Source organism: Streptomyces sp. NPDC107521, from assembly GCF_055598485.1.
The window spans coordinates 551339-576502 of record NZ_JBVKAT010000002.1; the positions used below are offsets into that span (position 1 = coordinate 551339).

The 25164-nt window shown below is 74.3% G+C and carries 17 protein-coding genes; 10 read left to right on the plus strand and 7 right to left on the minus strand.

The annotated features are described in order from the left end of the window. Positions 1-310: 310 nt before the first annotated feature. Positions 311-1912 (plus strand): VWA domain-containing protein, encoded by a 1602-nt coding sequence (locus ACZ7LB_RS05490; protein WP_471465495.1) that lies wholly within the window; start codon positions 311-313, stop codon positions 1910-1912. A gap of 22 nt (positions 1913-1934) precedes the next feature. Here ACZ7LB_RS05490 and ACZ7LB_RS05495 read toward each other — a convergent pair whose 3' ends face one another. From ACZ7LB_RS05495 to ACZ7LB_RS05505, 3 genes are all read right to left on the minus strand, one after another. Continuing rightward, positions 1935-2795, minus strand: a complete 861-nt coding sequence (locus tag ACZ7LB_RS05495) for a hypothetical protein (protein WP_471465496.1) — start codon at positions 2793-2795, stop codon at positions 1935-1937. Between the two features lie 182 nt (positions 2796-2977). Next, complete coding sequence (locus ACZ7LB_RS05500) at positions 2978-4072, minus strand: metallophosphoesterase (RefSeq protein WP_471465497.1); 1095 nt, start codon at positions 4070-4072, stop codon at positions 2978-2980. A 534-nt stretch (positions 4073-4606) separates the two neighbouring features. Further along, positions 4607-5719, minus strand: coding sequence for a LacI family DNA-binding transcriptional regulator (locus ACZ7LB_RS05505; protein ID WP_161229067.1), 1113 nt, complete (start codon positions 5717-5719; stop codon positions 4607-4609). A 411-nt stretch (positions 5720-6130) separates the two neighbouring features. Here ACZ7LB_RS05505 and hisC point away from each other — a divergent pair, with 411 nt between their 5' ends. From hisC to ACZ7LB_RS05535, 6 genes are all read left to right on the plus strand, one after another. Next, the gene (gene hisC / locus ACZ7LB_RS05510; RefSeq protein ID WP_471465498.1) at positions 6131-7210 is read left to right on the plus strand and encodes a histidinol-phosphate transaminase; all 1080 of its coding nucleotides are present in this window, start codon (positions 6131-6133) and stop codon (positions 7208-7210) included. Positions 7211-7719: 509 nt separating this feature from the next. Further along, complete coding sequence (locus ACZ7LB_RS05515) at positions 7720-9225, plus strand: cytochrome ubiquinol oxidase subunit I (RefSeq protein WP_471465499.1); 1506 nt, start codon at positions 7720-7722, stop codon at positions 9223-9225. Positions 9226-9245: 20 nt separating this feature from the next. After that, positions 9246-10250, plus strand: a complete 1005-nt coding sequence (gene cydB / locus ACZ7LB_RS05520; RefSeq protein WP_471465500.1) for a cytochrome d ubiquinol oxidase subunit II — start codon at positions 9246-9248, stop codon at positions 10248-10250. Positions 10251-10263: 13 nt separating this feature from the next. Continuing rightward, positions 10264-13806, plus strand: coding sequence for a thiol reductant ABC exporter subunit CydD (gene cydD, locus ACZ7LB_RS05525; RefSeq protein ID WP_471465501.1), 3543 nt, complete (start codon positions 10264-10266; stop codon positions 13804-13806). A gap of 665 nt (positions 13807-14471) precedes the next feature. Beyond that, a complete protein-coding gene (locus ACZ7LB_RS05530) occupies positions 14472-16229 on the plus strand; it encodes a sensor histidine kinase (RefSeq protein ID WP_471465615.1) in 1758 nt (585 codons plus the stop codon). A 293-nt stretch (positions 16230-16522) separates the two neighbouring features. Continuing rightward, positions 16523-17578 carry a M23 family metallopeptidase gene (locus tag ACZ7LB_RS05535; protein ID WP_471465502.1) on the plus strand — a complete coding sequence of 352 codons (1056 nt, stop codon included), beginning with the start codon at positions 16523-16525 and terminating at the stop codon, positions 17576-17578. 167 nt (positions 17579-17745) lie between these two features. Here ACZ7LB_RS05535 and ACZ7LB_RS05540 read toward each other — a convergent pair whose 3' ends face one another. The 4 genes from ACZ7LB_RS05540 to ACZ7LB_RS05555 form a co-directional block, all read right to left on the minus strand. Beyond that, complete coding sequence (locus ACZ7LB_RS05540) at positions 17746-18633, minus strand: HAD family hydrolase (RefSeq protein ID WP_471465616.1); 888 nt, start codon at positions 18631-18633, stop codon at positions 17746-17748. A gap of 74 nt (positions 18634-18707) precedes the next feature. Next, complete coding sequence (locus ACZ7LB_RS05545; RefSeq protein WP_471465503.1) at positions 18708-19604, minus strand: LLM class flavin-dependent oxidoreductase; 897 nt, start codon at positions 19602-19604, stop codon at positions 18708-18710. A gap of 174 nt (positions 19605-19778) precedes the next feature. Then, entirely contained in the window at positions 19779-20105 is a 327-nt protein-coding gene (locus ACZ7LB_RS05550; RefSeq protein ID WP_471465504.1) for an LLM class flavin-dependent oxidoreductase, read from the minus strand. Positions 20106-20262: 157 nt separating this feature from the next. After that, entirely contained in the window at positions 20263-22020 is a 1758-nt protein-coding gene (locus ACZ7LB_RS05555; RefSeq protein WP_471465505.1) for an SDR family oxidoreductase, read from the minus strand. Between the two features lie 366 nt (positions 22021-22386). On the opposite strand from ACZ7LB_RS05555, the gene ACZ7LB_RS05560 reads away from it, so the two are divergent. From ACZ7LB_RS05560 to ACZ7LB_RS05570, 3 genes are read left to right on the plus strand one after another with little or no spacing between them, the layout of a single operon-like run. Further along, entirely contained in the window at positions 22387-23349 is a 963-nt protein-coding gene (locus ACZ7LB_RS05560; protein ID WP_471465617.1) for an ABC transporter ATP-binding protein, read from the plus strand. Further along, a complete protein-coding gene (locus ACZ7LB_RS05565) occupies positions 23339-24256 on the plus strand; it encodes an ABC transporter permease (protein ID WP_471465506.1) in 918 nt (305 codons plus the stop codon). The genes ACZ7LB_RS05560 and ACZ7LB_RS05565 overlap by 11 nt, the downstream gene beginning before the upstream one ends. Beyond that, the gene (locus ACZ7LB_RS05570) at positions 24253-25164 is read left to right on the plus strand and encodes an ABC transporter ATP-binding protein (protein ID WP_471465507.1); all 912 of its coding nucleotides are present in this window, start codon (positions 24253-24255) and stop codon (positions 25162-25164) included. Before ACZ7LB_RS05565 ends, ACZ7LB_RS05570 begins: the two co-directional genes overlap by 4 nt.

The window sequence follows — 25164 nt, forward strand, 5'->3', positions numbered from 1 at the left end:
ACCGGCCGGCCGATGGTCCGGGCCCGCGCACCGGCCGCCCGACGCTTCGGGCCCGCGCTCCGGATCAGCCGTCGGCGCCCTGCCGTCACCGCTCCGCCGGGCTGCCGGACCGCTCATGGCGGGTTGCCCGTGACGCGCGGCGTGTGCCGCCACCGGTGACGGCCGTCCGCCGTGCCGCCCCCTTCCACCGGAGGGGGCGGCACGGCCGGTCGCCGGGCTCCTTCGTCACCGGTGACCTGGGGCCGTGGGTCGGCCGCCGGGCGCGGTCCCGTCCCTGGTCCGCCCGGGTCCGGCTCGGCAGACTGGGCGCATGACAGCCAATTCCCTGAGCAAGGGCGCCAATCTCGCCGTCGACTCCCCCGCCGTGCGGGCCGAACTGGTCCGTTCGGCCGGGCCGGGCGTTCCCGAGGCCGACGCGTCGGCGCTGCTGCTCACCTCGGCGGGACGGGTGCGGGACGACGGCGACTTCGTCTTCTACAACCAGCCGCGCCACACCTCCGGGGCGGTGCGCCACTTGGGCCGCCAGGACGGGCCCGGCACCTGCGCCGACACCGTCGAGGTGGATCTGGGTGCCCTGGAACCGGCCGTCGAGCGGGTGCTGCTGTGCGCCTCGGCCGACGGCGGGACCTTCGGGCAGGTGCCCCTGCTGTCGCTGCGGCTGAGGGACGCGGGCACCGGGGCCGAGCTGGCCCGCTTCGACATCGCCGCCGCGACGGAGACCGCGCTGGTGGCCGGCGAGCTGTACCGGCGCCAGGGCCGGTGGAAGTTCCGCGCGGTGGGACAGGGCTACGCCAGTGGACTCGCGGGACTGGCCACCGACTTCGGGATCACGGTCGACGACGCTCCCCCGCCCGCCGTCCCGTCCGCCCCGCACTCCGCGCCCCCGGCACCTCCGGCGCCCCCGGCACCCACGGTGGCCGTTCCCTCCGCGACGGCCTCCCCCGCACCCACCGCTCCTCCGGCTCCTCCCCCGCCACCCGCACCCCCGGGCTTCGCCCCGTCCGCGTCCCCGGCCGCCCCGGCGCCCCCATCGGCTTCCCCGCCCGCCCCGGCGCCCCCACCGGCTTCGCCGTACTCCCCGGGACCCCCGAGGTCCGGGCCCCCGGTCCCCACCGCTCCCGCCGCGGCCGCGCCCGGCTCCGGCCCCCGGCTCACCAAGGGGGAGGAGCGCCTGCCCGTGGACATGCGCAAGCGGCTGTCCCTGCGCAAGGAGCAGGTCGCCGTCAGCCTGCGCAAGCACGGCGCGGCCGACGTCACCGCCCGGGTCGTACTGGTCCTCGACGCCTCCGGGTCCATGGCCTCCCTCTACTCCAAGGGCGTCGTGGCCGACGTGGTCGAGCGGATGGCCGCCGTGGCCGCGCAACTGGACGACGACGGCGAGATGCAGGCGTGGACCTTCGCCTCGAACCCGGCCCGGCTGCCCGACCTCCGTCTGGGCGGGCTGCCGGACTGGCTGCGCCTGCACGTGCGGGTGGGGGAGATCGGTCTGTTCCGTCGCCGCGGGCGCAGGAAGTCGCTGCTGGAGGGGCAGGTCGACATGCGGGACGTCGGCATCCAGAACGAGGAGCAGAAGGTGATCGCCGAGGTGCGCGCCTTCGTCCGGGACCACCCGGCGGCGGTGCCCACCCTGGTCCTGTTCTTCTCCGACGGCGGCGTCTACCGCGACGGCGAGATCGAGCGGGAACTGCGCGAGGCCGTGGAGGAACCGGTCTTCTGGCAGTTCGTGGGCCTGGGCCGGGCCGGGTACGGGGTGCTGGAGCGCTTTGACACCCTGCCCGGCCGACGCGTCGACAACGTCGGCTTCTTCGCCGTCGACGACATCGGGACCGTCCCCGACCCGGAGCTGTACGACCGGCTGCTGTCCGAGTTCCCCTCCTGGATCGCCGCCGCCGGCCGGGCGGGCATCCTGTGATGCCGCCCGCCCCGGCCGGTGGCTATTCCGGCTGGTGCTCCGGCCCGCCGAAGTCCGGGCTGGAGTAGTCCGGACTGGAGTAGCTGGGGCGGGACCCGGTCGCCGGGCCGTCCCCCGGGCTGCTGAACCCCGGCCTCCCGTACCCCAGGTGCGGCATGCGGCCCGCCGGCGCCGCCGGGCCCGTGCGGGGCACGGCCGGTGCCCCCGCACCGGCCAGCTTGTCCCGCAGGAACGGCAGGATGCCCCGGTGGAGCAGGGCGTCGTGCCAGGCCTCCCGTGCCAGCGCCACCTCCTCGTCGGGCCCGCCCCGGCCGGACTCGGCGGAGGGACGGTTGCGCAGCGCGGTGATCAGCAGGCCGACGGCGGCGACCAGGATCGCGACCACGGTGACCGCGCCGAAGAACCACCCCATGGTGAGCATGGTCCGCGCGAAGGCCTGCTCCGGGGCGAACGCCTTCAGCAGGAAGCCGACGAGCAGGAAGATCGCGGCGGCGGTGCCGGCCAGGACGGGCGCCAGGACGGCGACCATGGCGACGGCGCCCGCTCCGGCGGCCTCGCCCACGGAGGCGGCGAGCCCCGCCGCGTCCGCGCCCCGCCCCTCCGGGCCGGACGCGGTGGGCCCGGACGGCGAGAGGTCCTGCGGCCCCGATGGGCGCAGGGCCTCGCGGACCTTCACGTAGTGCTGGTACTCGACGGCCGCCGCCTCCGTGATGGCCACTGTGGCGGCGAGGGCCAGGGTGCGCAGTTGCTGGCTGGTGTACCGCTGTCCGATCCCGGACAGCTCCGGACGGTGTGGTGCGGAGCGCAGCGCCTCGTCGAGGACCCGCTCGTACTCCTGGCGGTCCTCGCGCGACAGGTGCTGCGGAACGCTGTTCATCTGCATCCCCCGATGCTCCGTAGGGCTTGGGGCTCGCATGGGAACGAGCCGTCGGGCAGAAACGGAGGGGAGCCTGCTACGGATAATCCGATGGTAGAGCGGTGACGGTGCGCGGTGACAGGGGGTTTACCGAAATTGGGTGCCGTCCCGCACGGACGCGTCGGCGGGCCGGGCGGCGCCGTGAACCCTCAGTCGTCCAGCGGCAGTTGCTGGACCAGCAGTTTCCCCGCCATCGTCACGCCGCCGTCCATCGCGATGGCCAGCCCGTCCGCGTAGACGTGGGGGCCCTCGACCACGGTGCGGTTGTCGTCCTCGCCGTCCTCGGAGCCGACCTCGCCCAGCAGGTACGGGATCGGGCTGTGCCCGTGGACGATGCGGGTGCCGCCGTAGGTGTCCAGCAGTGAGCGGACGGCGTCGGCGCCGCCCTCGTCGCGGAAGGAGAAGCGCTTGGTCAGCTTGCGGAACAGGTCCCAGACCTCTTCCACGTCATTGCGGGTCAGGGTCTCCCGCACGGTGTCGTTGACCTCTTCGATGGAGCGCCCGTAGTCGAGGTAGGTGAGGGTGTCGGAGTGCACCAGGAGGTGGTCGTCGACCTCCTCCAGGGCGTCGAGGCGGGCCATCCACTGCAGGTGGTGGTCCTGGAGGCGGTCCATGTCGGTCTTCTGGCCGCCGTTGAGCAGCCAGGCCGCCTGGAAGGTGGCGGTGCCCGCGCCGGAGCTGACCGGCGTGTCGCCGAAGCGCTTGGCGCCGAGCAGCAGCAGCTCGTGGTTGCCCATCAGGGCCTTGCAGTAGCCGCCGGCGGCGGCGGCCTCGGCGGAGAGCCGCATCACGAGGTCGATGACGCCGATGCCGTCGGGCCCGCGGTCGGTGAAGTCCCCGAGGAACCAGAGCCGGGCGGTGCCCGCGCACCAGGTGCCCGAGGCGTCGACGAGATTCTGCTCCCGCAGGGCGGCGACCAGCTCGTCGAGGTAGCCGTGCACGTCACCGACGACGTACAGCGGGCCCTGGCCGGTGGCGGGCGGGGCGGCCGGGGCGGGCTCGGGCTCGATGGTCACCTGGACCGTGTCGCCCCGGCGGATGACGGGCAGGTCGCGCTGGGTCGGGGTGTACCCCTCCGGGTAGGCGTCCGCGGCGGGCGGGGCGGGCTCGGCCGGGGGGGTGCCGGCGGAGGCGTACGGAGCGCTGTCGTGGACGTACGCGGGTACCCGGAAGTCGCGCACGGTCGCCGTGCGTTCCACCTCGGGTCCCTGACCGGCCCCCTGAGTCATCGACCCCTCCACCATTGCGCCGCGTCTGCACCGGTTCGGACTGCCTGGTCGCAGCGGCCCGCGGTGTCGTGGGCCCATCATAGGAATGCGAATCGCGCTGTGTGATGACCCTGGGGTGGTGAATCGGGGCGGCGCTCCGGTTCACCGTGGCTTTCGCCCCGATTGGCCCGTTCTTTTTCCCTCGGTCGTGGCCTTGCTTTTTCGCCCGCTCCGGGCAATGCCGCCGTGCGCCCATCGGGCGCCCCGGGGCGCGGCGGGCGGTGCCGGACACGGCGCGGGGCCGTGCGTCCCGCGTCGTCCGGACGGCCCGCCCGGCCCCGGCGACGCCGCCCGGAGGCCGCGTGCCGCCGGGCCCCGCGGCACGACCCGGGGTGTTCCGCCCCGGACGCCGGTCGGCCGGGGGCCGGTGGACCCGGGTGCCGGTCCGCCCCGGGTGCCGCCCGGCGCGCCGGGGAGGCGCGGGGGCGCCGTGCCACCCGCGGTGCGCCCCGGCGGCCCCGCGGGGGCCACCGCTCCGGCGCTCCCGCGGGCGGTCCGGCCGCCCACCCCCTACTGGCCCTCGGGGGAGCGAGGGGGGCTGACCGTCGTGCGCGGGGAGCGGCGCTGCGAAGAGGTGCGCACGATCAGCTCGGTCGGTATCACCTGCTCGACCGGCTGGTCGGACTCCAGGCCCTCGATGGCGTCGATGAGGAGCTGCACCACCGCCGTGCCGATCCGGCGCGGCTTGAGCGACAGGGTGGTGATGGCCGGCTCGGTGTTGGCGTAGACCATGGACTCGCTGCAGCAGACCAGCAGCAGGTCCTCGGGGACGCGCAGTCCGTAGCGGCGGGCGGCGGCGAGCAGGTCGGTGCCGTTCGGGTCGAACAGGCCGTAGACGGCGTCGGGCCGGTCGGGGCGGGCCAGCAGCCGGTCGGCGGCGACGGCGCCCGCGCACGGGTCGTGCGCCGGGTAGGCCTCGTAGACGGGGTCCTGGCCGACCCGCTCGCACCAGCGCAGGTACGCGGTGGTCGACAGGTGGGTGTACGTGTCCGTGGTGGTGCCGGTGAGCAGGCCGATGCGGCGGGCGCCCGCGTCGGCCAGGTGGTCGAGGATGCCGAGCACCGCGGCCTCGTGGTCGTTGTCGACCCAGGCGGTGACCGGCAGGCTGCCGGCGGGCCGGCCGTCCGAGACCACCGGTAAGCCCTGGCGGACCAGTTCGCCGACGACCGGGTCCTGGTCCGAGGGATCGATGACGACGGTGCCGTCCAGCGCGACGTTGGACCACACGTCGTGCCGGGAGGTGGCCGGGAGGATCACGAGGGCGTAGCCGCGGGCGAGCGCGGCGGAGGTGGCGGCGCGCGCCATCTCTGCGAAGTACGCGAACTCGGTGAAGGTGAAAGGTTCATCCCCGTACGTCGTCACGGTCAGGCCGATGAGTCCCGACTTGCCGGTGCGGAGTGTGCGGGCGGCGGCCGAGGGCCGGTAGCCCAGTCGGTCGGCGACCTCGCGGACGTGGCGGCGGGTGGCGTCCGGGAGCCTGCCCTTGCCGTTGAGGGCGTCGGAGACGGTGGTGATGGAGACTCCGGCGGCGGCGGCCACGTCCCTGATGCCCGCCCGGCCCGGCCGGCTGCCTCGGCGTGAGGTTTCCGTGCGGCTCACCTGGTGCTTCCCTGCTGCTGTCATGGCGTGCCGATAGTAGGGCTCATGAGGTGGGGTAGGGCGGACGCATATGCGCCCGGCGAGAGGCACGTTTCTGCATGGTCATTTCTTATTAACTCCCTTCGAAAACAAGCTTGTTGACCATCTATACCCCAGGACGTTACGTGTCGGCGTCCGCGCGCCTGCCAAGGGGACGATGTTGCGAAGAGGTCTCAACTCACCTTCACGGGGGACGCGCGCCACGGCGCAAGCCACCGGCGCGTAGATATATGTACGACGCGCCCCCCAAATCGTGCGCCTTGTCCGTCGATGACCGTGATGCCCGTGTGACGGACGCGGCCCGCTCTCCCCGCTCCGCGGCCCTACGCAGCGGCGCCGAATCCTCATAAGGTGAGCAGTATTCGATGCCGGTGGTGGTTCATGAGGAGGACTGCGGTGAGCGAGACGAGCCCCAAGCTGCGTGCCGAGCTGGAAGGCGTTCCCACCTACAAGCCGGGCAAGCCCGCCGCGGCCGACGGGCCGGTGGCCTACAAGCTGTCCTCCAACGAGAACCCCTACCCGCCGCTTCCCGGCGTGATGGAGAAGGTGACGGCGGCGGCCGCGGCCTTCAACCGCTACCCGGACATGGCCTGTACGGGGCTGATGAACGAGCTGGCGGAACGGTTCGGCGTCCCCGTCTCCCACCTGGCCACCGGCACCGGCTCGGTCGGCGTGGCCCAGCAGCTCATCCAGGCCACCGCCGGACCCGGCGACGAGGTGATCTACGCCTGGCGGTCCTTCGAGGCGTACCCGATCATCACCCGGATCAGTGGCGCGACCTCGGTCCAGGTGCCGCTGACCCCGGAGGACGTGCACGACCTGGACGCGATGGCGGCGGCGATCACCGAGCGCACCCGCCTGATCTTCGTCTGCAACCCCAACAACCCGACCGGAACGGTCGTGCGGCGGGCCGAGCTGGAGCGGTTCCTCGACCGGGTGCCGGCCGATGTGCTCGTGGTCCTGGACGAGGCCTACCGGGAGTTCATCCGCGATCCCGAGGTGCCGGACGGCGTGGAGCTCTACCGCGACCGCCCCAACGTCTGCGTGCTGCGCACCTTCTCCAAGGCGTACGGGCTCGCCGGGCTGCGGGTCGGATTCGCGATCGCGCACGAGCCGGTGGCGGCGGCGCTGCGCAAGACGGCGGTGCCCTTCGGCGTGAGCCACATCGCCCAGGAGGCGGCGATCGCCTCGCTGCGCGCCGAGGACGAGCTGATCGGCCGGGTCGGCACCCTGGTGGGCGAGCGTGCCCGGGTGGCCGACGCGCTGCGCGCGCAGGGCTGGACCGTGCCGGAGAGCCAGGCGAACTTCGTGTGGCTGCGGCTGGGCGAGCGCACGGTCGCCTTCGCGGAGGCGTGCGAGCGGGCCGGGGTCGTCGTGCGGCCGTTCGCGGGCGAGGGAGTGCGGGTGACCATCGGGGAGACCGAGGCCAACGACATCTTCCTCAAGGTGACGGCGGAGTTCCCCCGGGAGGCGTGACCCCGGCGAGACCGGACCGCTTCAGCTCGGACCGGACCGGACCGGACCGGATCAGATCGGGCCCGGGGTGCGTGGCGTCCGCCACGGCCCCGGGCTTCGTCGTGTCCGGGATGCCGTCGCGGCCGGATTCGGCCGCGCGGGTGAGGTCCGTCACGTCCGCCGGGGTCCGCCGATCGGGAGGCCCCCCGCCCGCGAGGATCCGGCCGGGCCCGGGCGGGGTCGGCGGCGAGGTCCCTCCGGGGCCGCCCGCGCTGCGCCCGCAAGGGTGTTCTTCCCGTCCCACGGGGCCGGGCGGGGTGCGCGGCGCCGGTCGCGGAGGACGCGGTGGATCTCCCCGTACGAAGGGGTCGACGTCACGGGGGACCCCCCTGACGATGGCGAAAAGCAGTAGGTCATAATTGCTTGTGAATGTGAACGCGTTCACAAGCGTGTCGTGTTTGCTCCGAGATGGGTAGGGACGTACACGCGTAGAACTGCCGCGACCACGGCGATGTAAGGAGACCGACGACGTGGACATGGCCTTGGCACCAGAGACGCTGGCTCGATGGCAGTTCGGCATCACCACCGTCTACCACTTCCTCTTCGTCCCGTTGACGATCTCGCTGTCGGCCCTCACGGCCGGCCTCCAGACCGCCTGGGTCCGCACCGGGAAGGAGAAGTACCTCAGGGCCACCAAGTTCTGGGGGAAGCTCTTCCTGATCAACATCGCCATGGGTGTCGTCACCGGCATCGTGCAGGAGTTCCAGTTCGGCATGAACTGGTCCGACTACTCCCGCTTCGTCGGTGACATCTTCGGCGCCCCGCTCGCCTTCGAGGCGCTGCTCGCCTTCTTCTTCGAGTCGACCTTCATCGGCCTCTGGATCTTCGGCTGGGACAAGCTGCCGAAGCGGATCCACCTCGCCTGCATCTGGATCGTCTCGGTCGGCACCCTGCTGTCGGCGTACTTCATCCTCGCGGCCAACTCCTGGATGCAGCACCCGGTCGGCTACCGCATCAACGCGGAGAAGGGCCGTGCCGAACTCACCGACTTCTGGCTGGTCCTCACCCAGAACACCACGCTGAACCAGGTCTTCCACAGCTTCTCGGCGGCCTTCCTGACGGGCGGTGCCTTCATGGTGGGCATCGCCGCCTTCCACCTGATGCGCAAGAAGCACATCCCGGTGATGCGCACCTCCCTCCGGCTCGGCCTGGTCACGCTCGCCGTCGGCGGCCTGCTGACCGCGGTGAGCGGCGACACCCTCGGCAAGGTCATGTACGAGCAGCAGCCCATGAAGATGGCCGCCGCCGAGGCCCTCTGGGACGGCGAGAAGCCGGCACCCTTCTCCGTCTTCGCCTACGGCGACGTCGACAAGGGGCACAACGAGGTCGCCCTGGAGATCCCGGGGCTGCTGTCCTTCCTCGCCCACAGCGACTTCTCCTCGTACGTGCCCGGCATCAACGACACCAACAAGGCGCTCCAGGAGAAGTTCGGCCCCGGCGACTACAAGCCCATCATTCCGGTCGCCTACTGGGGCTTCCGCTGGATGATCGGCTTCGGCATGGCGTCCTTCTCGATCGGGCTGCTGGGCCTGTGGCTCACCCGGAAGCGGTTCCTGCTGCCGGCCGCCCAGCGCACCGGCGAGGACGAGGTCCCGCACCTGGTGCTCTTCAAGAAGCCGCTCGGGTCGAGGCTCACCCGCCTGTACTGGCTGCTCGCGGTCTGGACGATCGCCTTCCCCCTGATCGCCAACTCCTGGGGCTGGATCTTCACCGAGATGGGCCGGCAGCCCTGGGTCGTCTTCGGGGTGATGCAGACCAAGGACGCGGTCTCCCCCGGTGTCTCGCAGGCCGAGGTCATCGCCTCGATGTCCGCCTTCACCCTGCTGTACGCCGTCCTGGCCGTCATCGAGGTCAAGCTCCTCGTCAAGTACGTCAAGGCGGGCCCGCCCGAACTGACCGAGGCCGACCTCAACCCGCCCACGAAGATCGGCGGCGACTCCCGTGACGCCGACAAGCCGATGGCCTTCTCGTACTAGGCCGAGGGAGCTGCACAGTCATGGAACTGCACGACGTCTGGTTCGTCCTGATCGCCGTCCTGTGGATCGGCTACTTCTTCCTGGAGGGCTTCGACTTCGGGGTCGGTGTGCTCACCCGGCTGCTCGCCCGGGACCGGGCCGAGAAGCGGGTGCTGATCAACACCATCGGCCCCGTGTGGGACGGCAACGAGGTGTGGCTGCTCACGGCAGGCGGCGCGACCTTCGCCGCCTTCCCCGAGTGGTACGCCACCCTCTTCTCCGGCTTCTACCTGCCCCTGCTGGTCATCCTGCTCTGTCTGATCGTCCGGGGCGTCGCCTTCGAGTACCGGGCCAAGCGGCCCGAGGAGCGCTGGCAGCGCAACTGGGAGAGCGCGATCTTCTGGACCTCCCTGATCCCGGCCTTCCTCTGGGGCGTCGCCTTCGGCAACATCGTGCGCGGTGTGAAGATCGACCGCGATCTGGAGTACGTCGGTGACGTCTGGGACCTGCTGAACCCGTACGCCCTGCTCGGCGGCCTGGTCACGCTGACGCTGTTCACCTTCCACGGAACGGTGTTCACCGCGCTCAAGACCGTCGGCGACATCCGGGAGCGGGCGCGGACGCTGGCCCAGCGCACCGGACTGGTCACGGCCGTCCTGGCCCTGGTCTTCCTGATCTGGACCCAGGCCGACAACGGCAACGCCAAGAGCCTGGTCGCGATGGTCGTGGCCGTCGTCGCCCTGGTCGCCGCCCTGGTGGCGAACCGGGCCGGGCGCGAGGGATGGTCCTTCGCCCTCTCCGGCGTCACCATCGTGGCCGCCGTGACGATGCTCTTCCTGTCGCTCTTCCCGAACGTCATGCCGTCGACGCTGAACCCGGCCTGGAGCCTCACGGTCACCAACGCCTCGTCCAGTCCGTACACGTTGAAGATCATGACCTGGCTGGCCGTGATCGCCACGCCGGTCGTCCTGCTCTACCAGGGGTGGACCTACTGGGTGTTCCGCAAGCGGATCGGCACCCAGCACCTCGCGGAACCCGCACACTGAGGGCCTGTTTCACGTGAAACCGATCGATCCCCGTCTGCTGCGCCACGCCCGTGCCACCCGGCTGTTCCTGGTGGCGATCGTCGCCCTGGGCGCGGTCGGGGCCGGGCTGGTCGTCGCCCAGGCGATGCTCATCGCCGAGGTGGTGGTGGGTGCCTTCCAGCACGGCACCACCGCCGGCGGCCTCCGCACCCCTCTGCTGCTGCTGGTGGCGGTCGCCTGCGGCCGGGGACTGGTCGGCTGGCTCACCGAGCTGGCCGCCCACCGGGCGAGCGCGGCCGTGAAGTCGGAGCTGCGCGGCCGTCTGCTGGAGCGGGCGACCGCGCTCGGCCCCGGCTGGCTGAGCGGGCGGCGGACCGGCTCGCTGGTCGCCCTGGCCACCCGGGGCATCGACGCCCTCGACGACTACTTCTCCCGCTATCTGCCCCAACTGGGGCTCGCGGTGGTCGTCCCGGTGGCGGTGCTGTCCCGGATCGTCACCGAGGACTGGGTCTCCGCCGCGATCATCGTCGCCACCCTGCCGCTCATCCCGGTCTTCATGATGCTGATCGGCTGGGCCACCCAGTCCCACATGGACCGGCAGTGGCGGCTGCTCTCCCGGCTGTCGGGGCACTTCCTGGACGTCGTCGCCGGTCTGCCGACGCTGAAGGTGTTCGGCCGGGCCAAGGCGCAGGCCGAGTCGATCAAGCGCATCACCGACGAGTACCGCAGGGCGACCATGCGGACCCTCCGGATCGCCTTCCTCTCCTCCTTCGCCCTCGAACTGCTCGCCACGCTCTCCGTGGCCCTGGTCGCCGTCACCATCGGCATGCGCCTGGTCCACGGCGACATGGACCTGTACGACGGGTTGGTGGTGCTGGTGCTGGCCCCCGAGGCCTATCTGCCGCTGCGCCAGGTGGGGGCCCAGTACCACGCGGCGGCCGAGGGGCTGGCGGCCGCCGAGGAGATCTTCGAGGTCCTGGAGACGCCCGCGCCCGAGCCCGGCACCCGCCCGGTACCGGCGCACGGCGCCCTGTCCGTCGAGGGGCTGACGGTCCGCTATCCCGGCCGCGCCGCGGACGCCGTGACGGAGCTGAGCCTGACCGTCGCCCCCGGGGAGACGGTCGCCCTGGTCGGGCCCAGCGGCGCGGGCAAGTCGACCCTGCTCGCCGCCCTGCTGGGCTTCGTCCGTCCCACGGCCGGGCGGGTCCGTGTCGGCGGTACCGATCTCGCCGATCTCGACCCCGAGCAGTGGCACGCCCGGATCGCCTGGGTGCCGCAGCGTCCGCATCTGTACGCCGGGACCATCGCGGAGAACGTCCGGCTGGCCCGGCCGGACGCGGACGACACCGCCGTACGGAGGGCGCTGCGGGACGCCGGCGCGCTCGGGTTCGTGGACGCCCTGCCCGACGGCGAGGCCACGATGCTGGGGGAGGACGGCGCCGGACTGTCCGCCGGCCAGCGGCAGCGGCTGGCGCTGGCCCGGGCCTTCCTCGCGGACCGGCCGGTCCTCCTGCTGGACGAGCCGACCGCCGCCCTGGACGGCGCCACCGAGGCGGAGGTCGTGGCCGCCGTGCGCAGGCTGGCGGCGGGGCGGACGGTGCTGCTCGTGGTGCACCGCCCGGCCCTGCTGGAGGTGGCCGACCGGGTGGTCCGGCTGGAGACGCCGGACCCGGCACCGGCCCCGCGTACCGCCGCACCGGAACCCGAGACTTTCCCCGCCGGAGCGCCGCGGGTGCCCTCCGCCGGCTCCCTTCCCGTTGACGCTCCCGCCGCCCAGGTCGCCCAGGACGTCCCGCCGGTTCCGGAGCCCGACGGAACGGTCCGGGCCGGGACGCTGGCCCGGGTACGGGCGATGTCGGGTGCCCGGCGCGGACGGCTCGCCCTCGCCCTGCTGCTCGGCGGCCTCGCCCTCGGCAGCGCCGTCGGGCTGATGGCCACGTCGGGCTGGCTGATCTCGCGGGCCTCCGAGCAGCCGCCGGTGCTGTACCTGATGGTGGCCGTGACCGCGACCCGGGCCTTCGGTATCGGGCGCTCCGTGTTCCGCTACGCCGAGCGGCTCGTCTCGCACGACGCCGTGCTGCGGATGCTGGCCGACACCCGCGTCGCCGTCCACCGGCGGCTGGAGCGGCTGGCCCCCGCCGGACTGCGCCGCAGCCGCCGGGGTGATCTGCTCTCCCGGCTGGTCACCGACGTGGACGCCCTCCAGGACTACTGGCTGCGCTGGCTGCTCCCGGCCGGGGCCGCGGTGGCCGTCTCGGCCATGACCGTCGGCTTCACGGCCTGGCTGCTCCCGTCGGCCGGTGCCGTGCTCGCCGCCGGGCTGCTGGCAGCCGGGGCCGGTGTGCCGCTGGTGACCGCCGCCGTGGCCCGGCGGGCCGAGCGCAGGCTGGCCCCCGCCCGCGGCGTGCTCGCCACCCGGGTGACCGATCTGCTCACCGGCACCGCCGAACTGACCGTCGCCGGGGCCCTGCCGGCCCGGGCGGCCGAGGCCCGGCGCGCCGACGGCACCCTCACCCGGATCGCCTCGCGCACCGCCGCCGCCACCGCCCTGGGCGACGGGCTCACCGCACTGGTCTCCGGACTGACCGTCGCGGGCGCCGCGCTCGTCGGCGCTGCGGCGGTCGCCGACGGGCGGCTCGCCGGGGTGGCCCTGGCCGTCGTGATCCTCACCCCGCTGGCCGCCTTCGAGGCCGTCCTCGGCCTGCCGCTGGCGGTGCAGTACCGGCAGCGGGTGCGCAGGAGCGCCGAGCGCGTCCACGAGGTCCTGGACACGCCGGAACCGGTGGCGGAGCTCGCCCGGCCGCGGCAGGCGCCCGCCTCGCCGTTCCCGCTGGTCGTCGAGGGGCTGACCGCGCGCCACCCCGGGCAGGACCGGGACGCGCTGACGGGACTCGGGCTGACCCTGGCCGAGGGCCGCCGCGTCGCCGTGGTCGGGCCGTCCGGATCGGGGAAGACCACCCTGGCCCAGGTCATGCTCCGGTTCCTGGACCCGGACGCCGGTTCCTACACCTTGGCCGGTGTGGACGCCCGCGCCCTGGCCGGGGACGACGTGCGGCGGATGGTCGGGCTGTGCGCCCAGGACGCGCACCTCTTCGACAGCTCGGTGCGGGAGAACCTGCTGCTGGCCCGGAAGGACGCCACCGAGGAGGACCTGCGCGACGTGCTGGCCCGTGTCCGGCTGCTGGAGTGGGCCGACGGGCTGCCCGACGGCCTCGACACCCTGGTCGGGGAGCACGGTGCCCGGCTCTCGGGGGGCCAGCGGCAGCGGCTGGCGCTGGCGCGGGCACTGCTGGCGGACTTCCCCGTCCTCGTCCTCGACGAACCCGCCGAGCACCTGGACCTGCCGACCGCCGACGCGCTCACCGCCGATCTGCTGGCCGCCACGGAGGGCCGCACCACGCTGCTGATCACCCACCGGCTGGCGGGTCTGCACGCGGTCGACGAGGTGGTCGTGCTGGACGGCGGCCGGGTGGCGCAGCGCGGGACGTACACGGAACTCGCCGCCGAGGAGGGGCCGCTGCGGACGATGCTGGAGCGGGAGACGGCGGTGGAGCGACTGGTGGGCGCGGCACGGTGACCGGGGCCCGGCCCGCGGGGCGCCCGGACGCGTACCCCGCAGGCCGGGACGGCCCGGCGGGCGGCGGCCCGAGGAGCCGTGGTCGCTCGATGACAGGCCTGGTGACCGGGCCTTCCGGGGGCGGCGAGTCCCCCGATCACCGGGGTCTTCCGGGGGCCGGGAGTTCCCCGGTGACCGGCGTCCGGCGGCGTCGGACGGTGACAGGTGGTCGGCGGAGACGGGCGGTCGGGCGTGACCGGGGCGGGACGCGACCGTCGCCCGGCCGGACCGGTCCGGCCGTATGTGCCGCGCCGCACGGGCCCGCGCACTCGTGCTGCCGGAGGGCACTGCCCGGCCGGGCAGGGTTGACGGACGGACGAAGGCGTCGGGACGGGGGAGGGTGCGCCGGGACGGGGGAGCGAGGGGCCGGGCTCCCGGCCGCTCCGCCCCGCTCTCCCTGCCGCCCCGCTCTCCCTGCCGCTCCGCCCCGGGCTCCGCCCGCTTGGCCGGTGCTCTCCGTCCTCGTCGGGCGGCCCGACCGAGCCACTGATCGGCGAACCCGGCTTTCCCGGACATATGTGCCTGGTTAGGCTCGGCGCATGTCCGCCGTACCGCCTCCCGGTCCGCCGCCGCTTCGGGGCGTCCCGGACGGACTGCCGGCCCGGGTGCCGAAGCTGCTGGACGCGATGCGGTCGGTCGGCGGCGGCCTGGAGACGCGCTCCACGCTGCGCCGGATCTGCGAGGCGGCGGCCGAACTGACCGGCGCCCGGTACGCGGTCCTGGACGTCGTCGCGGCGGACGGCGAGGACCCCGGCGGCCTCGTCCACCACGGAGTGGACGAGGCCGCCGCCCGGCGGATCGTGCGCCGGTCCGGCGGCGGTGAGGAGGCGGAGGGCACCCCGGCGGCCGAACGGCCACCGGCCGGGCACCCCGGTCCGGCGCGGTCCGCTCGCACCACCTCCGTCGGCGGACGGGGCGCCGTGAGCGGACGAGCCCCCGCCACCGAGCCGGGCCCCTCCGACGCGCCGCGCGCTGACGCGCCGCGCGCTGACGCGCCGCGCGCTCATGCGCCGGGCCCCGCCGACGAGGCGTCACCGACCGGCGGACCGGCCCCGTCCCGTGCCTCCGGTCCAGGCCCGCCGCCGCGCGCCACCCTGCGGGTGCCGGTCCTGGTCCGGGGCGAGGTCTTCGGCACCCTGCATCTGGGCGGCGGGCGGGACGGCGGGGCGTTCGGCGCCTTCGACACCGCCATGGTGCGGGTACTGGCCGCCGAGGCCGGGATCGCCCTCGACAACGCGCGGACGCAGGAGGCCGCCCGGCGGCGGGAGCGCTGGATCGACGGCTCGGTCGCCGTCACCACCGCCCTGCTGTCCGGCGACGACGCCGACGAGGCGCTGCAGGTGGTCGCCGAGCAGGCCCGCCGGGTCTCCGGGGCCGCCGTCGGGATCGTCCTGCTGCCCGCCGACGGGGGCGGCCTGGAGATCGCCGCCGTCGCCGAGCCGCGCACCTCCGGGGCCGCCGTCCTGGGCAGGGTCATCCCGCCGGAGAGCGGCATCGTGGCCGAACTGACGGCCGGGCGAGCCGTGTTCGTGGACGACGCCGCCACCGATCCGCGCCTGCGGGACGGACCGGTGCGCGCCTACGGGCCGATCATGCTGCTGCCCCTGCGCAGCGAGGGACGGGTCCTCGGCGGTCTCGTCATGACCCGGGCCCGGGGCGGGCGTCCCTTCACCCCGGAGGAGCGGGCCCTCGGTGACCGGTTCGCGGCGCAGGCGGCCCCGGCGCTGGTGGTGGCCGAGGCCCGGCGGGACCGGGAGCGGCTGGCGGTCTACGAGGACCGCGACCGCATCGCGCGCGATCTGCACGATCTCGTCGTCCAGCGGCTGTTCGCCACCGGGGCGCTGCTGGAGGGCGCGCGGCGCGCCGCCTCCGCCCCCGACGTCCGCGACGGTATCGGCCGGGCCGCGGACGAGCTGGAGACCACCATCCAGGAGATCCGCTCGGCGGTCTTCGCCCTGCGCCGTCCCGCCGAGGCCCCGGCCCCCCTGACCGCGTGCGTGCTGCGCGAGATCGCCCTGGCCGCCGTACCGCTCGGCTTCACCCCCGCGCACCGCTTCACCGGGCCGGTCGACACGGCCGTGGGCGATCCGACGGGGAAGAACCTCATCGCCGCCCTGCGCGAGGCGCTGTCCAACGCCTTCCGGCACGCCCGCGCCACCCGGATCGAGGTCGCCGTCGACGCGGCGGCGGCCCTGCCGGACGGGACGCCCGCGGTGCGGCTGACCGTCGCGGACGACGGCGTCGGCGTCCCCGGGGGCGGCCGGCGCAGCGGACTGCGCAATCTGCGGCACCGGGCCGAGGCGCTCGGCGGCACCCTGAGCATCGGCCCGGGCCTCGGGGCGGACGGCGCCGGGACCACGGTGCGCTGGGAGGCGCCGCACTGAGCACCCGGGCGGCCGTGGCCGGGAGGCGGTCGCGCGCGGGCCGGGCGAGCCGCGCGCCCCGCTCGGAGGGACAGCGCCCCGGCCCGGCCGAGGCGGTGTTCCCCCCTCGCCCGTCCGCCCGTCCGCCCATCCGTCCGCCCGTCCGCCCATCCGTCCGCCCGTGCGCCCGCCCGGCGGCGCCGGCCCGGTTGCCCCGTGTGCAGCAGTCCCGCTGGGCCGTGTGCAGCAATGGTTACCCCGCCCGTACGACGTGGACGAGACCGGGCCCCCGTACCCGGGACACCATCACTGACATGCGCTCACCTCGCCGACGTCCGCTGCTCGTTCCGGTGCTGCTGTGCGCGCTGGCGGTGCTCGCGGCCCGGCCCTCCGGCGGCTCGGACGGGGACCGGGAGGCCGGGGGCGCGCCCGGGGCGGCCGAGGTGGCGCGGCTGTACGAGGCGGCGGCCCGCGCCACCCAGGAGTACGAGAAGGGCCGCCGGGAGGCCGGGACCCAGCGGGCGAAGGCCCAGGAGTACGAGGAGCGGCTGGACCGGGAGCGGCGGCGCAGGGCGGCCCTGCGCGAGGAGCTGGGCCGTCTCGCCCGCGCCCAGTACCGCACCGGCGGGGGGCTGACGCTCACCGCCCGGGTGATCCTCGCGCACGATCCCGAGCAGTTGATGCGCAATCAGCGGGTCGTGGCCCGGGAGGGCCGGGCCGTCGACCGCGCGGTCACCCGGAGCCGCCGGGCCGAGGCGCGGCTGACCGCCGACGAGGCCAGGGCCACGGCGGCGTGGAAGGCGCTGGAGCGGCGCAACGCCGGGCTGGTGAAGCTGAGGAAGGACATCGAGGCGAAGCTGGAGACGGCGCGGGCCCGCATGGAGAGCGAGGCCGACGCCTCGGTTTCGGCGGGCTCGTGCCCCGGCGCGGTGCGGCTGGACCAGCCGGACGGGGACCGCGGCGACGCCCCGTGGGTCGCCCCGGTGCGGAGCTACGACCTGTCGGCGTCCTTCGGCAGCGGCGGGACGCGGTGGGCCGACCGGCACACGGGGCAGGACTTCGCCGTGCCCACCGGCACCCCGGTGCGGTCGGTCGGCAGGGGCCGGGTGGTGACGGTGACCTGCGGCGGCGCCTTCGGCATCCAGATCGTGCTCCAGCACCCGGAGGGCTACTACACGCAGTACGCCCATCTCTCCGCCGTCGCCGTCGACCAGGGCGACCGGGTCGAACCCGGGCAGTGGATCGGGCAGTCGGGGACCACCGGCAACTCCACGGGGCCGCACCTGCACTTCGAGGTGCGGGTGACGCCGCAGATGGGCTCCGCGCTCGATCCGGTGCCGTGGCTGGCGCGGCACGGGGTGACGGTGTGAGCGGCCCGGGTGGCACGGGGCGCCCCCGGTCGGTCGGCCCCCGCCCCTGGGGACGCGTCGTCGGCCGGCGGCCGGAGAGCCGTGCCGGGCGGGGCCCTCACCGAGTGGGGCCATCACCGGGTGACGGCCGGGGAGCCCGCCGGGGCGGTTCCGTCGGCGGGCGGCCGTCAGGGCGCCTCCGCCAGCAGGCGCTCGATCACGACCGCGACCCCGTCCTCGTTGTTGGCGACCGTGCGCCCCGAGGCGGCGGCGATCACGTCCGGGTGCGCGTTGCCCATCGCGTAGGACCGGCCCGCCCAGGTGAGCATCTCGATGTCGTTCGGCATGTCGCCGAAGGCGACGACCTCCTCGTGGGAGATGCCGCGCTCGGCACAGCACAGGGCGAGGGTGCTGGCCTTGGAGACCTCCGGGCCGCTCAGCTCCAGCAGGGCGCTGGGGCTGGACCGGGTGACGTTGGACCGGGCACCGACGGCGAGGCGGGCCAGGGTGAGGAAGGCGTCGGGGTCGAGCGTGGGATGGAAGGCGAGGATCTTGAGGATCGGCTGGTCGCCGGCCGGGCCGTCCGGGGCGAGCAGCTCCTCGGCGGGAGCGAGGCTGTCGGGGGTCTCCAGGTGCAGCCGCGGATACCCGGGCTCCTGGTGGAAGCCGTACGTCCGCTCCACCGCGCACAGGGTGCCGGGCGCCGCCTCGCGCAGCAGCCGCACCGCCTCCAGGGCGTTCTGCCGGGGCAGCTCGCGGACCTTCACGAAGCGGTGGGCGCCGGGGCCGCCGTGCAGGTCGACGACGGCGGCGCCGTTGCCGCAGATGGCCAGGCCGTGGCCGTCGACGTGCTTGCTGACGACGTCCATCCAGCGGGCGGGGCGGCCGGTGACGAAGAAGACCTCGATGCCGGCTCGCTCGGCGGCCTCCAGCGCGGCGACGGTCCGCGGGGAGACCGAGCGGTCGTCGCGGAGGAGCGTGCCGTCGAGGTCGGTGGCGATCAGCCGCGGGCGCGTGGCGGCGGCCGGGGCTCCGGGGAGGCGGGTCGCTGAGGTCACCCCGCCATTGTCCCGCATATGCCCGTACTCGCGGTCCTCCGCGCGCATATGTGAGCGACGGCTCCCCGGGCCCGCCGCCGGCCGCGCCGGGCTCAGCCCTCCAACTGGGGCGGCGCCTCCAGGGCGATGCGCTCGAAGACCTTCTCGTCCGCGGCGAAGTCCGAGTCGGGGATCGGCCAGTGCACCACGATCTCGGTGAAGCCCAGCTCCCGGTGGCGCCCCGCGAAGTCGACGAAGGCGTCCACGGACTCCAGCGGCCTGCCCCGGTCCGGGGTGAATCCGGTGAGCAGGATCCGGTCCAGCTCCTGCGGGTCCCGCCCGATCCCGGCGCAGGCGTCGGCCAGCCGCTCGGTCTGCCCGCGCAGCGCAGCGACGGACTGCTCCGGGGTCCCCTCCTCGTACAGCGACGGGTCACCCGTGGTCACCCACGCCTGGCCGTACCGCGCGGCGAGCCCCATGCCGCGCGGTCCCGTGGCGGCCACCGCGAAGGGGAGCCGGGGGCGCTGCGCACAGCCGGGGATGTTGCGCGCCTCGTGCGCCGAGTAGAAGTCGCCCGTGCAGGAGACGGCGTCCTCGGTCAGCAGGCGGTCGAGCAGCCCGAGGAACTCCGCGAACCGGTCGGCCCGCTCACGCGGGGTCCAGGGCTCCTGCCCGAGCGCGGTGGCGTCGAAGCCGGTGCCGCCCGCCCCTATCCCGAGGGTGACCCGCCCGGCGGAGAGGTCGTCGAGGGTGATCATTTCCTTGGCGAGCGTCACGGGGTGCCGGAAGTTCGGCGAGGTCACGAGCGTGCCCAACCGCATGCTCCGCGTCACCGCCGCTGCCGCCGTCAGTGTGGGGACCGCCCCGAACCACGGCCCGTCCCGGAACGACCGCCACGACAGGTGGTCGTAGGTGTACGCGGCATGGAACCCGAGGTCTTCGGCCTGCTGCCAGGTCTTCTGTCCTTTGGCCCATCGGTGGATGGGGAGGATCACCGTGCTCAGAAGCATGCCCCCGACGATACGCGGGCCTCCCGCCGCCACGGAGGCGCCGACGGAACGGATTCGGAAAGCCGCGTCGCTGCCGCGGTGGGGGGTGCTGCCGCGGCGGCACGGGCCGCTGGACGGGGCCGCTCGCGTCGGACCTCGACGACATGGCCGAGCCGTGTGGTGGCCCCGTCCGTCTCATCGCGCTCCGAGCCGCTTCGGCCGGCACCGGGCCCCCGGCGTATGCCTTCGCGGATGGGTTCGTCCCGCGAGGGGCGAACGAGGCTCGACCGAGGTCACCGGCGTGCCCAGCCACAGCCGCAGCCCCTCGGTGACGGAGACCGCGGCGGTCGGGGTGGGCAGCGCGCCGAACCAGGGGCCGTCCCGGAAGGCGCGCCAGGACGGGTGGACGTGGGCGCGGGCGGCGTGGAAGCCGAGCCCGCTCCGCGCGGGCCCGTACCGCGGCCGGCCCCCTTCGCGCCGGCCGCGGTACGGCAGGAGCACGGTGCTCAGACGCAGGCTCATACGGAGAGCGCGAGTGTCCTCGGGCGGCGTCTTCGTGCGTTTCACGTGAAACACGCGGCTTGTCCTCCGGCGGAGGAGGCGGGCCGGACGGCGGGGTCGGGGTCCCGCCGGTCCCGGGAGCGGTCTCATGGCGCCCGCCCCGGGACTGCGGCGGCGCCTACAGCGGCGGCCGTACCCGTGCCAGTCGGCGCAGCGCGCCCGGCAGGAACCGGGACAGCAGATGCGCGCCCCGGGCCTCGGGGGTCACCGGGACCACGGCGCGGTCGTGCGCCACGGCGTCCAGGATCGCGTCCGCGACCTTCTCCGGCGGGTAGTCGCGCATCCGGTAGAGCCGTGCGCCACGCTCCTGGCGCCGCTTCTCCTCCTCGGCGTCGACCCCGGCGAACCGGGCGGTCGAGGCGATGTTGGTGTTGACGATGCCGGGGCAGACCGCGGTGACGCCGATACCCCGGTCGGCCAGTTCGGCGCGCAGGCACTCGCTCAGCATCAGCACCGCGGCCTTGGAGGTGCTGTAGGCGGGCAGCACCCGCGACGGCTGGAAGGCGGCGGCCGACGCGGTGTTGACGATGTGCCCGCCCTGCCCGCGCTCGGCCATCTGCCGGCCGAAGAGGCGGCAGCCGTGGATGACGCCCCACAGATTGACGCCGAGGACCTGGTGCCAGTCCTCGGGGGTGGTGTCGAGGAAGGCGCCCGACAGACCGATCCCGGCGTTGTTCACCAGGATGTCGACCACCCCGTGGTCGGCGGCGACCCTGGCAGCGAGCCGCTCCATGGCCCGCGCGTCGGACACGTCGACGGTCTCGGCCCAGGCCGCCGGGGCGCCTTTGCGACGGCACAGCTCCGCGGTGCGGGCGGCGGTGCCGGCGTCCCGGTCGACGGCGAGCACGCGCGCGCCGGACGCGGCGAAGGCCAGCGCCGTCGCCCGGCCGATGCCGCTGCCCGCCCCGGTGACCAGGACCAGGCTCCCGGCGAACCGGTCGGCGTGCCTCCCTCGCGCCACCGCCCGCGGGCGGCCGTCCTCGACGGCGGTGACGAACTCCGTGATCCAGTCCGCCAGCCGGTCGGGGCGGGTGCGCGGGACCCAGTGCCCGGCGGGCAGGGTGCGGCGGGTCAGCCGGGGCGCCCAGTGCTCCAGCCCGTCGTGGAGCCGCTCCGAGAGGAAGGGGTCCCCGAGCGGGGTGATGAGCTGGACCGGGGCATGCGCGTGGGCGTCGGGGCGGGGGCGGCGCAGCCGGGGGCGGACGTTGTCCCGGTAGAGCCAGGCCCCGTGCGCGGCGTCCGAGGGGAGGGACGCGGTCGGGTAGTCGCCGCCCGGCACCTTCTCGATCCGCCGCAGGATGCCCGGCCAGCGCCTGCCGAGGGGACCGCGCCAGGCCAGCTCCGGCAGGACCGGGGTGTGCAGCAGGTAGACGTACCAGGACTTGGCGCCCTGGCCGAGGAGCTGGCCCACCCGGCGGGGCGTGGGCCGCTTCAGACGGCTGTTGATCCAGTGGCCGAAGTGGTCGAGGGAGGGGCCGGACAGGGAGGTGAAGGAGGCGATCCGCCCCTCGGTGCGCCGGACCGTGACGAACTCCCAGGACTGCACCGAGCCCCAGTCGTGGCCCACCAGGTGCACGGGGCGGCCGGGGCTGACCGCCCCGGCCACGGCCAGGAAGTCGTCCGTCAGCTTCTCCAGGGTGAACCCGCCGCGCAGCGGCACCGGGGCCGAGGAGCGGCCGTGTCCGCGCACGTCGTAGAGGACCACGTGGAACCGGTCGGCGAGGCGGACGGCCACCTCGGACCAGACCTCCTTGCTGTCCGGGTAGCCGTGCACCAGGAGGACCGTCGGCCGGTCCGGATCACCCAGCTCCACGACGCACAGGTCGATCCCGCCCGAGCGCACCCGCCGCTCCCGCGCACCCCGAAGCACCGTCATTCCTCCTCCACCCCGCACCCCGTGAGGTGCCGCCCGCCGCCGGGCCGCCCGACGCGCCGAATCTCCCAGCCGTTAGACCGGCGGTCAACAGCGGTCCCGCCCCGCCCGCGAGGACCGTCGGCAGGGACCGCCCCGCCCGGCACCACCCTGGAGCCTCGCCCCGCAGGACCGCCTTCGCCCCGGACCGTCCCCGCCCCCCGGGCCGTCCCCGCCCCCGGACCGTCCCGTACGGCCGCCCCGAGCGCCCCGCCGTAGCCCTCAGGCACCGCATCCCCTACGGGCACGTACGACTCCAGGCGGATCCCAAGACGGCTCTCCGGACTGACGACCCGCGTGGCGGAGCTCACTACCGTCGGTGGGGTGACTGTGATCGCGACCGAAAGCCTGAGCAAGCGGTTCCCCAGGGTGACCGCGCTCGACCGGCTCTCCGTGGACGTCGGACCCGGTGTGACCGGACTCGTCGGCGCCAACGGCGCCGGCAAGTCCACCCTGATCAAGATCCTCCTGGGTCTGTCCCCCGCCACCGAGGGCCGGGCCGAAGTGCTCGGCCTCGACGTCGCCACCAAGGGCGCCGAGATCCGCGAGCTGGTCGGCTACATGCCGGAGCACGACTGCCTGCCGCCCGACGTCTCGGCCACCGAGTTCGTCGTCCACATGGCGCGCATGTCCGGCCTGCCGCCCACCGCCGCCCGCGAGCGCACCGCCGACACCCTGCGCCACGTCGGCCTCCACGAGGAGCGCTACCGGCCCATCGGCGGCTACTCCACCGGCATGAAGCAGCGGGTGAAGCTCGCCCAGGCCCTGGTCCACGACCCCCGGCTGGTCTTCCTCGACGAGCCGACCAACGGGCTCGACCCGTCGGGCCGCGACGAGATGCTCGGCCTGATCCGGCGGATCCACACCGACTTCGGCATCTCGGTCCTGGTCACCTCCCATCTGCTGGGCGAACTGGAACGCACCTGCGACCACGTCGTCGTCGTGGACGGCGGCAAGCTGCTGCGCTCCAGCTCCACCCGGGACTTCACCCAGACCACGACCACCCTCGCCATCGAGGTCACCGACACCGACGAGCACCCCGACGGCACCCGCGCGGTGCGCGAGGCGCTCGGCGCGCGCGGGGCGGCCGTCCAGGACGGCAGCGGACTGCCGGGCGCCGGACACGTCCTGCTGCTCCCCGGGGCCGACGAGGGGACCCACGACCTGGTCCGGGACGTCATCGCGGACCTCGGCCTCGGCCTGGTCCGCATGGAACAGCGCAGGCACCACATCTCGGAGGTCTTCCGGGACGGCGACGCAGAACGGAAGGAGGCGGCCGGCCGTGGCGACTGAGCAGCCCGTGCGGACACCGGACACCCCCGTCGGTGACCAGACCCGCATCCACGACATCGGCTACCGCGGCTACGACGGCCCCCGCCTCGGCCGCGCCTACGCCCGCCGCTCGCTGTACTCGCAGTCCCTGCGCGGCGCCTACGGACTCGGCCGCTCGGTCAAGTCCAAGGTGCTGCCGATGCTGCTGCTGGTCGTCATGTGCCTGCCCGCGGGCATCATGGTCGCCGTCACCGTCGTCACCAAGTCCGGCGAACTGCCCCTGGAGTACACGCGCTACGCGATCGTCCTCCAGGCGGTCATCAGCCTCTACGCCGCCTCGCAGGCGCCCCAGGCGGTCTCCCGGGACCTCCGCTTCAAGACCGTGCCGCTCTACTTCTCGCGGCCCATCGAGACCGGCGACTACGTCCGCGCCAAGTACGCCGCGCTGGCCTCGGCCCTGTTCATCCTCACCGCCGCGCCGCTGATCGTGCTCTACGCGGGCGCCCTGCTCGCCGAACTCGACTTCGCCGACCAGACCGAGGGGTTCGCCCAGGGGCTCGCCTCGGTGGCCCTGCTCTCCCTGCTCTTCGCCGGGCTCGGCCTGGTCGTCGCCTCGGTCACGCCCCGGCGCGGCTTCGGCATCGCGGCCGTCATCGCCGTCCTCACCATCAGCTACGGCGCCGTCTCCACGCTCCAGGCCATCGCCCACGTCCAGGGCAGCACCGGCGCCGTCGTCTGGATCGGCCTGTTCTCCCCGGTCACCCTCATCGGCGGCGTGCAGTCCGCGTTCCTCGGCGCCGCCTCCGCCTTCCCCGGCGGGGCGGGCCCGAGCGGCGCCCAGGGCGTGGTCTACCTCCTCGTCACCCTGGGCCTGATCGCCGGCGCCCACGGACTGCTGACGCGCCGCTACAAGAAGGTGGGACTGTGAGCACCCTCAGCATCGACCACGTCTCGCGCTGGTTCGGCAACGTGGTCGCCGTCAACGACGTGACCATGACGATCGGCCCCGGGGTCACCGGCCTGCTCGGCCCCAACGGCGCCGGGAAGTCCACCCTCATCAACATGATGGGCGGCTTCCTCGCCCCGTCCACCGGCACCGTCACCCTCGACGGGCGGCCGGTCTGGCGCAACGAGGCCATCTACCGGGACATCGGCATCGTCCCCGAGCGGGAGGCGATGTACGACTTCCTCACCGGCCGCGAGTTCGTCCTCGCCAACGCCGAGTTGCACGGACTGGGCGCGAGGGCCACCCAGGAGGCGCTCGCCACGGTCGAGATGGAGTACGCCCAGGACCGCAGGATCGCCACCTACTCCAAGGGCATGCGGCAGCGCGTGAAGATGGCCTCCGCCCTGGTCCACCAGCCGTCCCTGCTCCTCCTCGACGAGCCGTTCAACGGCATGGACCCGCGCCAGCGCATGCAGCTCATGGACCTGCTGCGGCGCATGGGCGACGAGGGCCGCACGGTCCTGTTCTCCTCGCACATCCTGGAGGAGGTCGAGCAGCTCGCCCGGCACATCGAGGTCGTCGTCGCCGGACGCCACGCGGCCAGCGGCGACTTCCGCCGCATCCGCCGCCTGATGACCGACCGACCGCACCGCTACCTGGTCCGCTCCAGCGACGACCGGGCCCTGGCCGCGGTCCTGATCGCGGACCCTTCCACCTCCGGCGTCGAGGTCGACCCGGCGGAGGGCGCGCTGCGCGTCCAGGCCGTCGACTTCGCCCGGTTCACGGCGCTGCTGCCGAGGGTCGCCCGCGACCACGGCATCCGGCTGCTCACGGTCTCGCCGTCCGACGAGTCGCTCGAGTCCGTCTTCTCGTACCTCGTCGCGGCGTAG

Excerpts from the sequence above, each read along its gene's own strand:
- ACZ7LB_RS05490 (WP_471465495.1), top strand. The coding sequence starts at position 311 with ATGACAGCCAATTCCCTGAGCAAGGGCGCCAATCTCGCCGTCGACTCC.
- ACZ7LB_RS05495 (WP_471465496.1), bottom strand. The coding sequence starts at position 2,795 with ATGCAGATGAACAGCGTTCCGCAGCACCTGTCGCGCGAGGACCGCCAG.
- ACZ7LB_RS05500 (WP_471465497.1), bottom strand. The coding sequence starts at position 4,072 with ATGGTGGAGGGGTCGATGACTCAGGGGGCCGGTCAGGGACCCGAGGTG.
- ACZ7LB_RS05505 (WP_161229067.1), bottom strand. The coding sequence starts at position 5,719 with ATGACAGCAGCAGGGAAGCACCAGGTGAGCCGCACGGAAACCTCACGC.
- cydB (WP_471465500.1), top strand. The coding sequence starts at position 9,246 with ATGGAACTGCACGACGTCTGGTTCGTCCTGATCGCCGTCCTGTGGATC.
- ACZ7LB_RS05530 (WP_471465615.1), top strand. The coding sequence starts at position 14,472 with ATGCGGTCGGTCGGCGGCGGCCTGGAGACGCGCTCCACGCTGCGCCGG.
- ACZ7LB_RS05535 (WP_471465502.1), top strand. The coding sequence starts at position 16,523 with ATGCGCTCACCTCGCCGACGTCCGCTGCTCGTTCCGGTGCTGCTGTGC.
- ACZ7LB_RS05540 (WP_471465616.1), bottom strand. The coding sequence starts at position 18,633 with ATGCGGGACAATGGCGGGGTGACCTCAGCGACCCGCCTCCCCGGAGCC.
- ACZ7LB_RS05545 (WP_471465503.1), bottom strand. The coding sequence starts at position 19,604 with ATGCTTCTGAGCACGGTGATCCTCCCCATCCACCGATGGGCCAAAGGA.
- ACZ7LB_RS05550 (WP_471465504.1), bottom strand. The coding sequence starts at position 20,105 with ATGAGCCTGCGTCTGAGCACCGTGCTCCTGCCGTACCGCGGCCGGCGC.
- ACZ7LB_RS05555 (WP_471465505.1), bottom strand. The coding sequence starts at position 22,020 with ATGACGGTGCTTCGGGGTGCGCGGGAGCGGCGGGTGCGCTCGGGCGGG.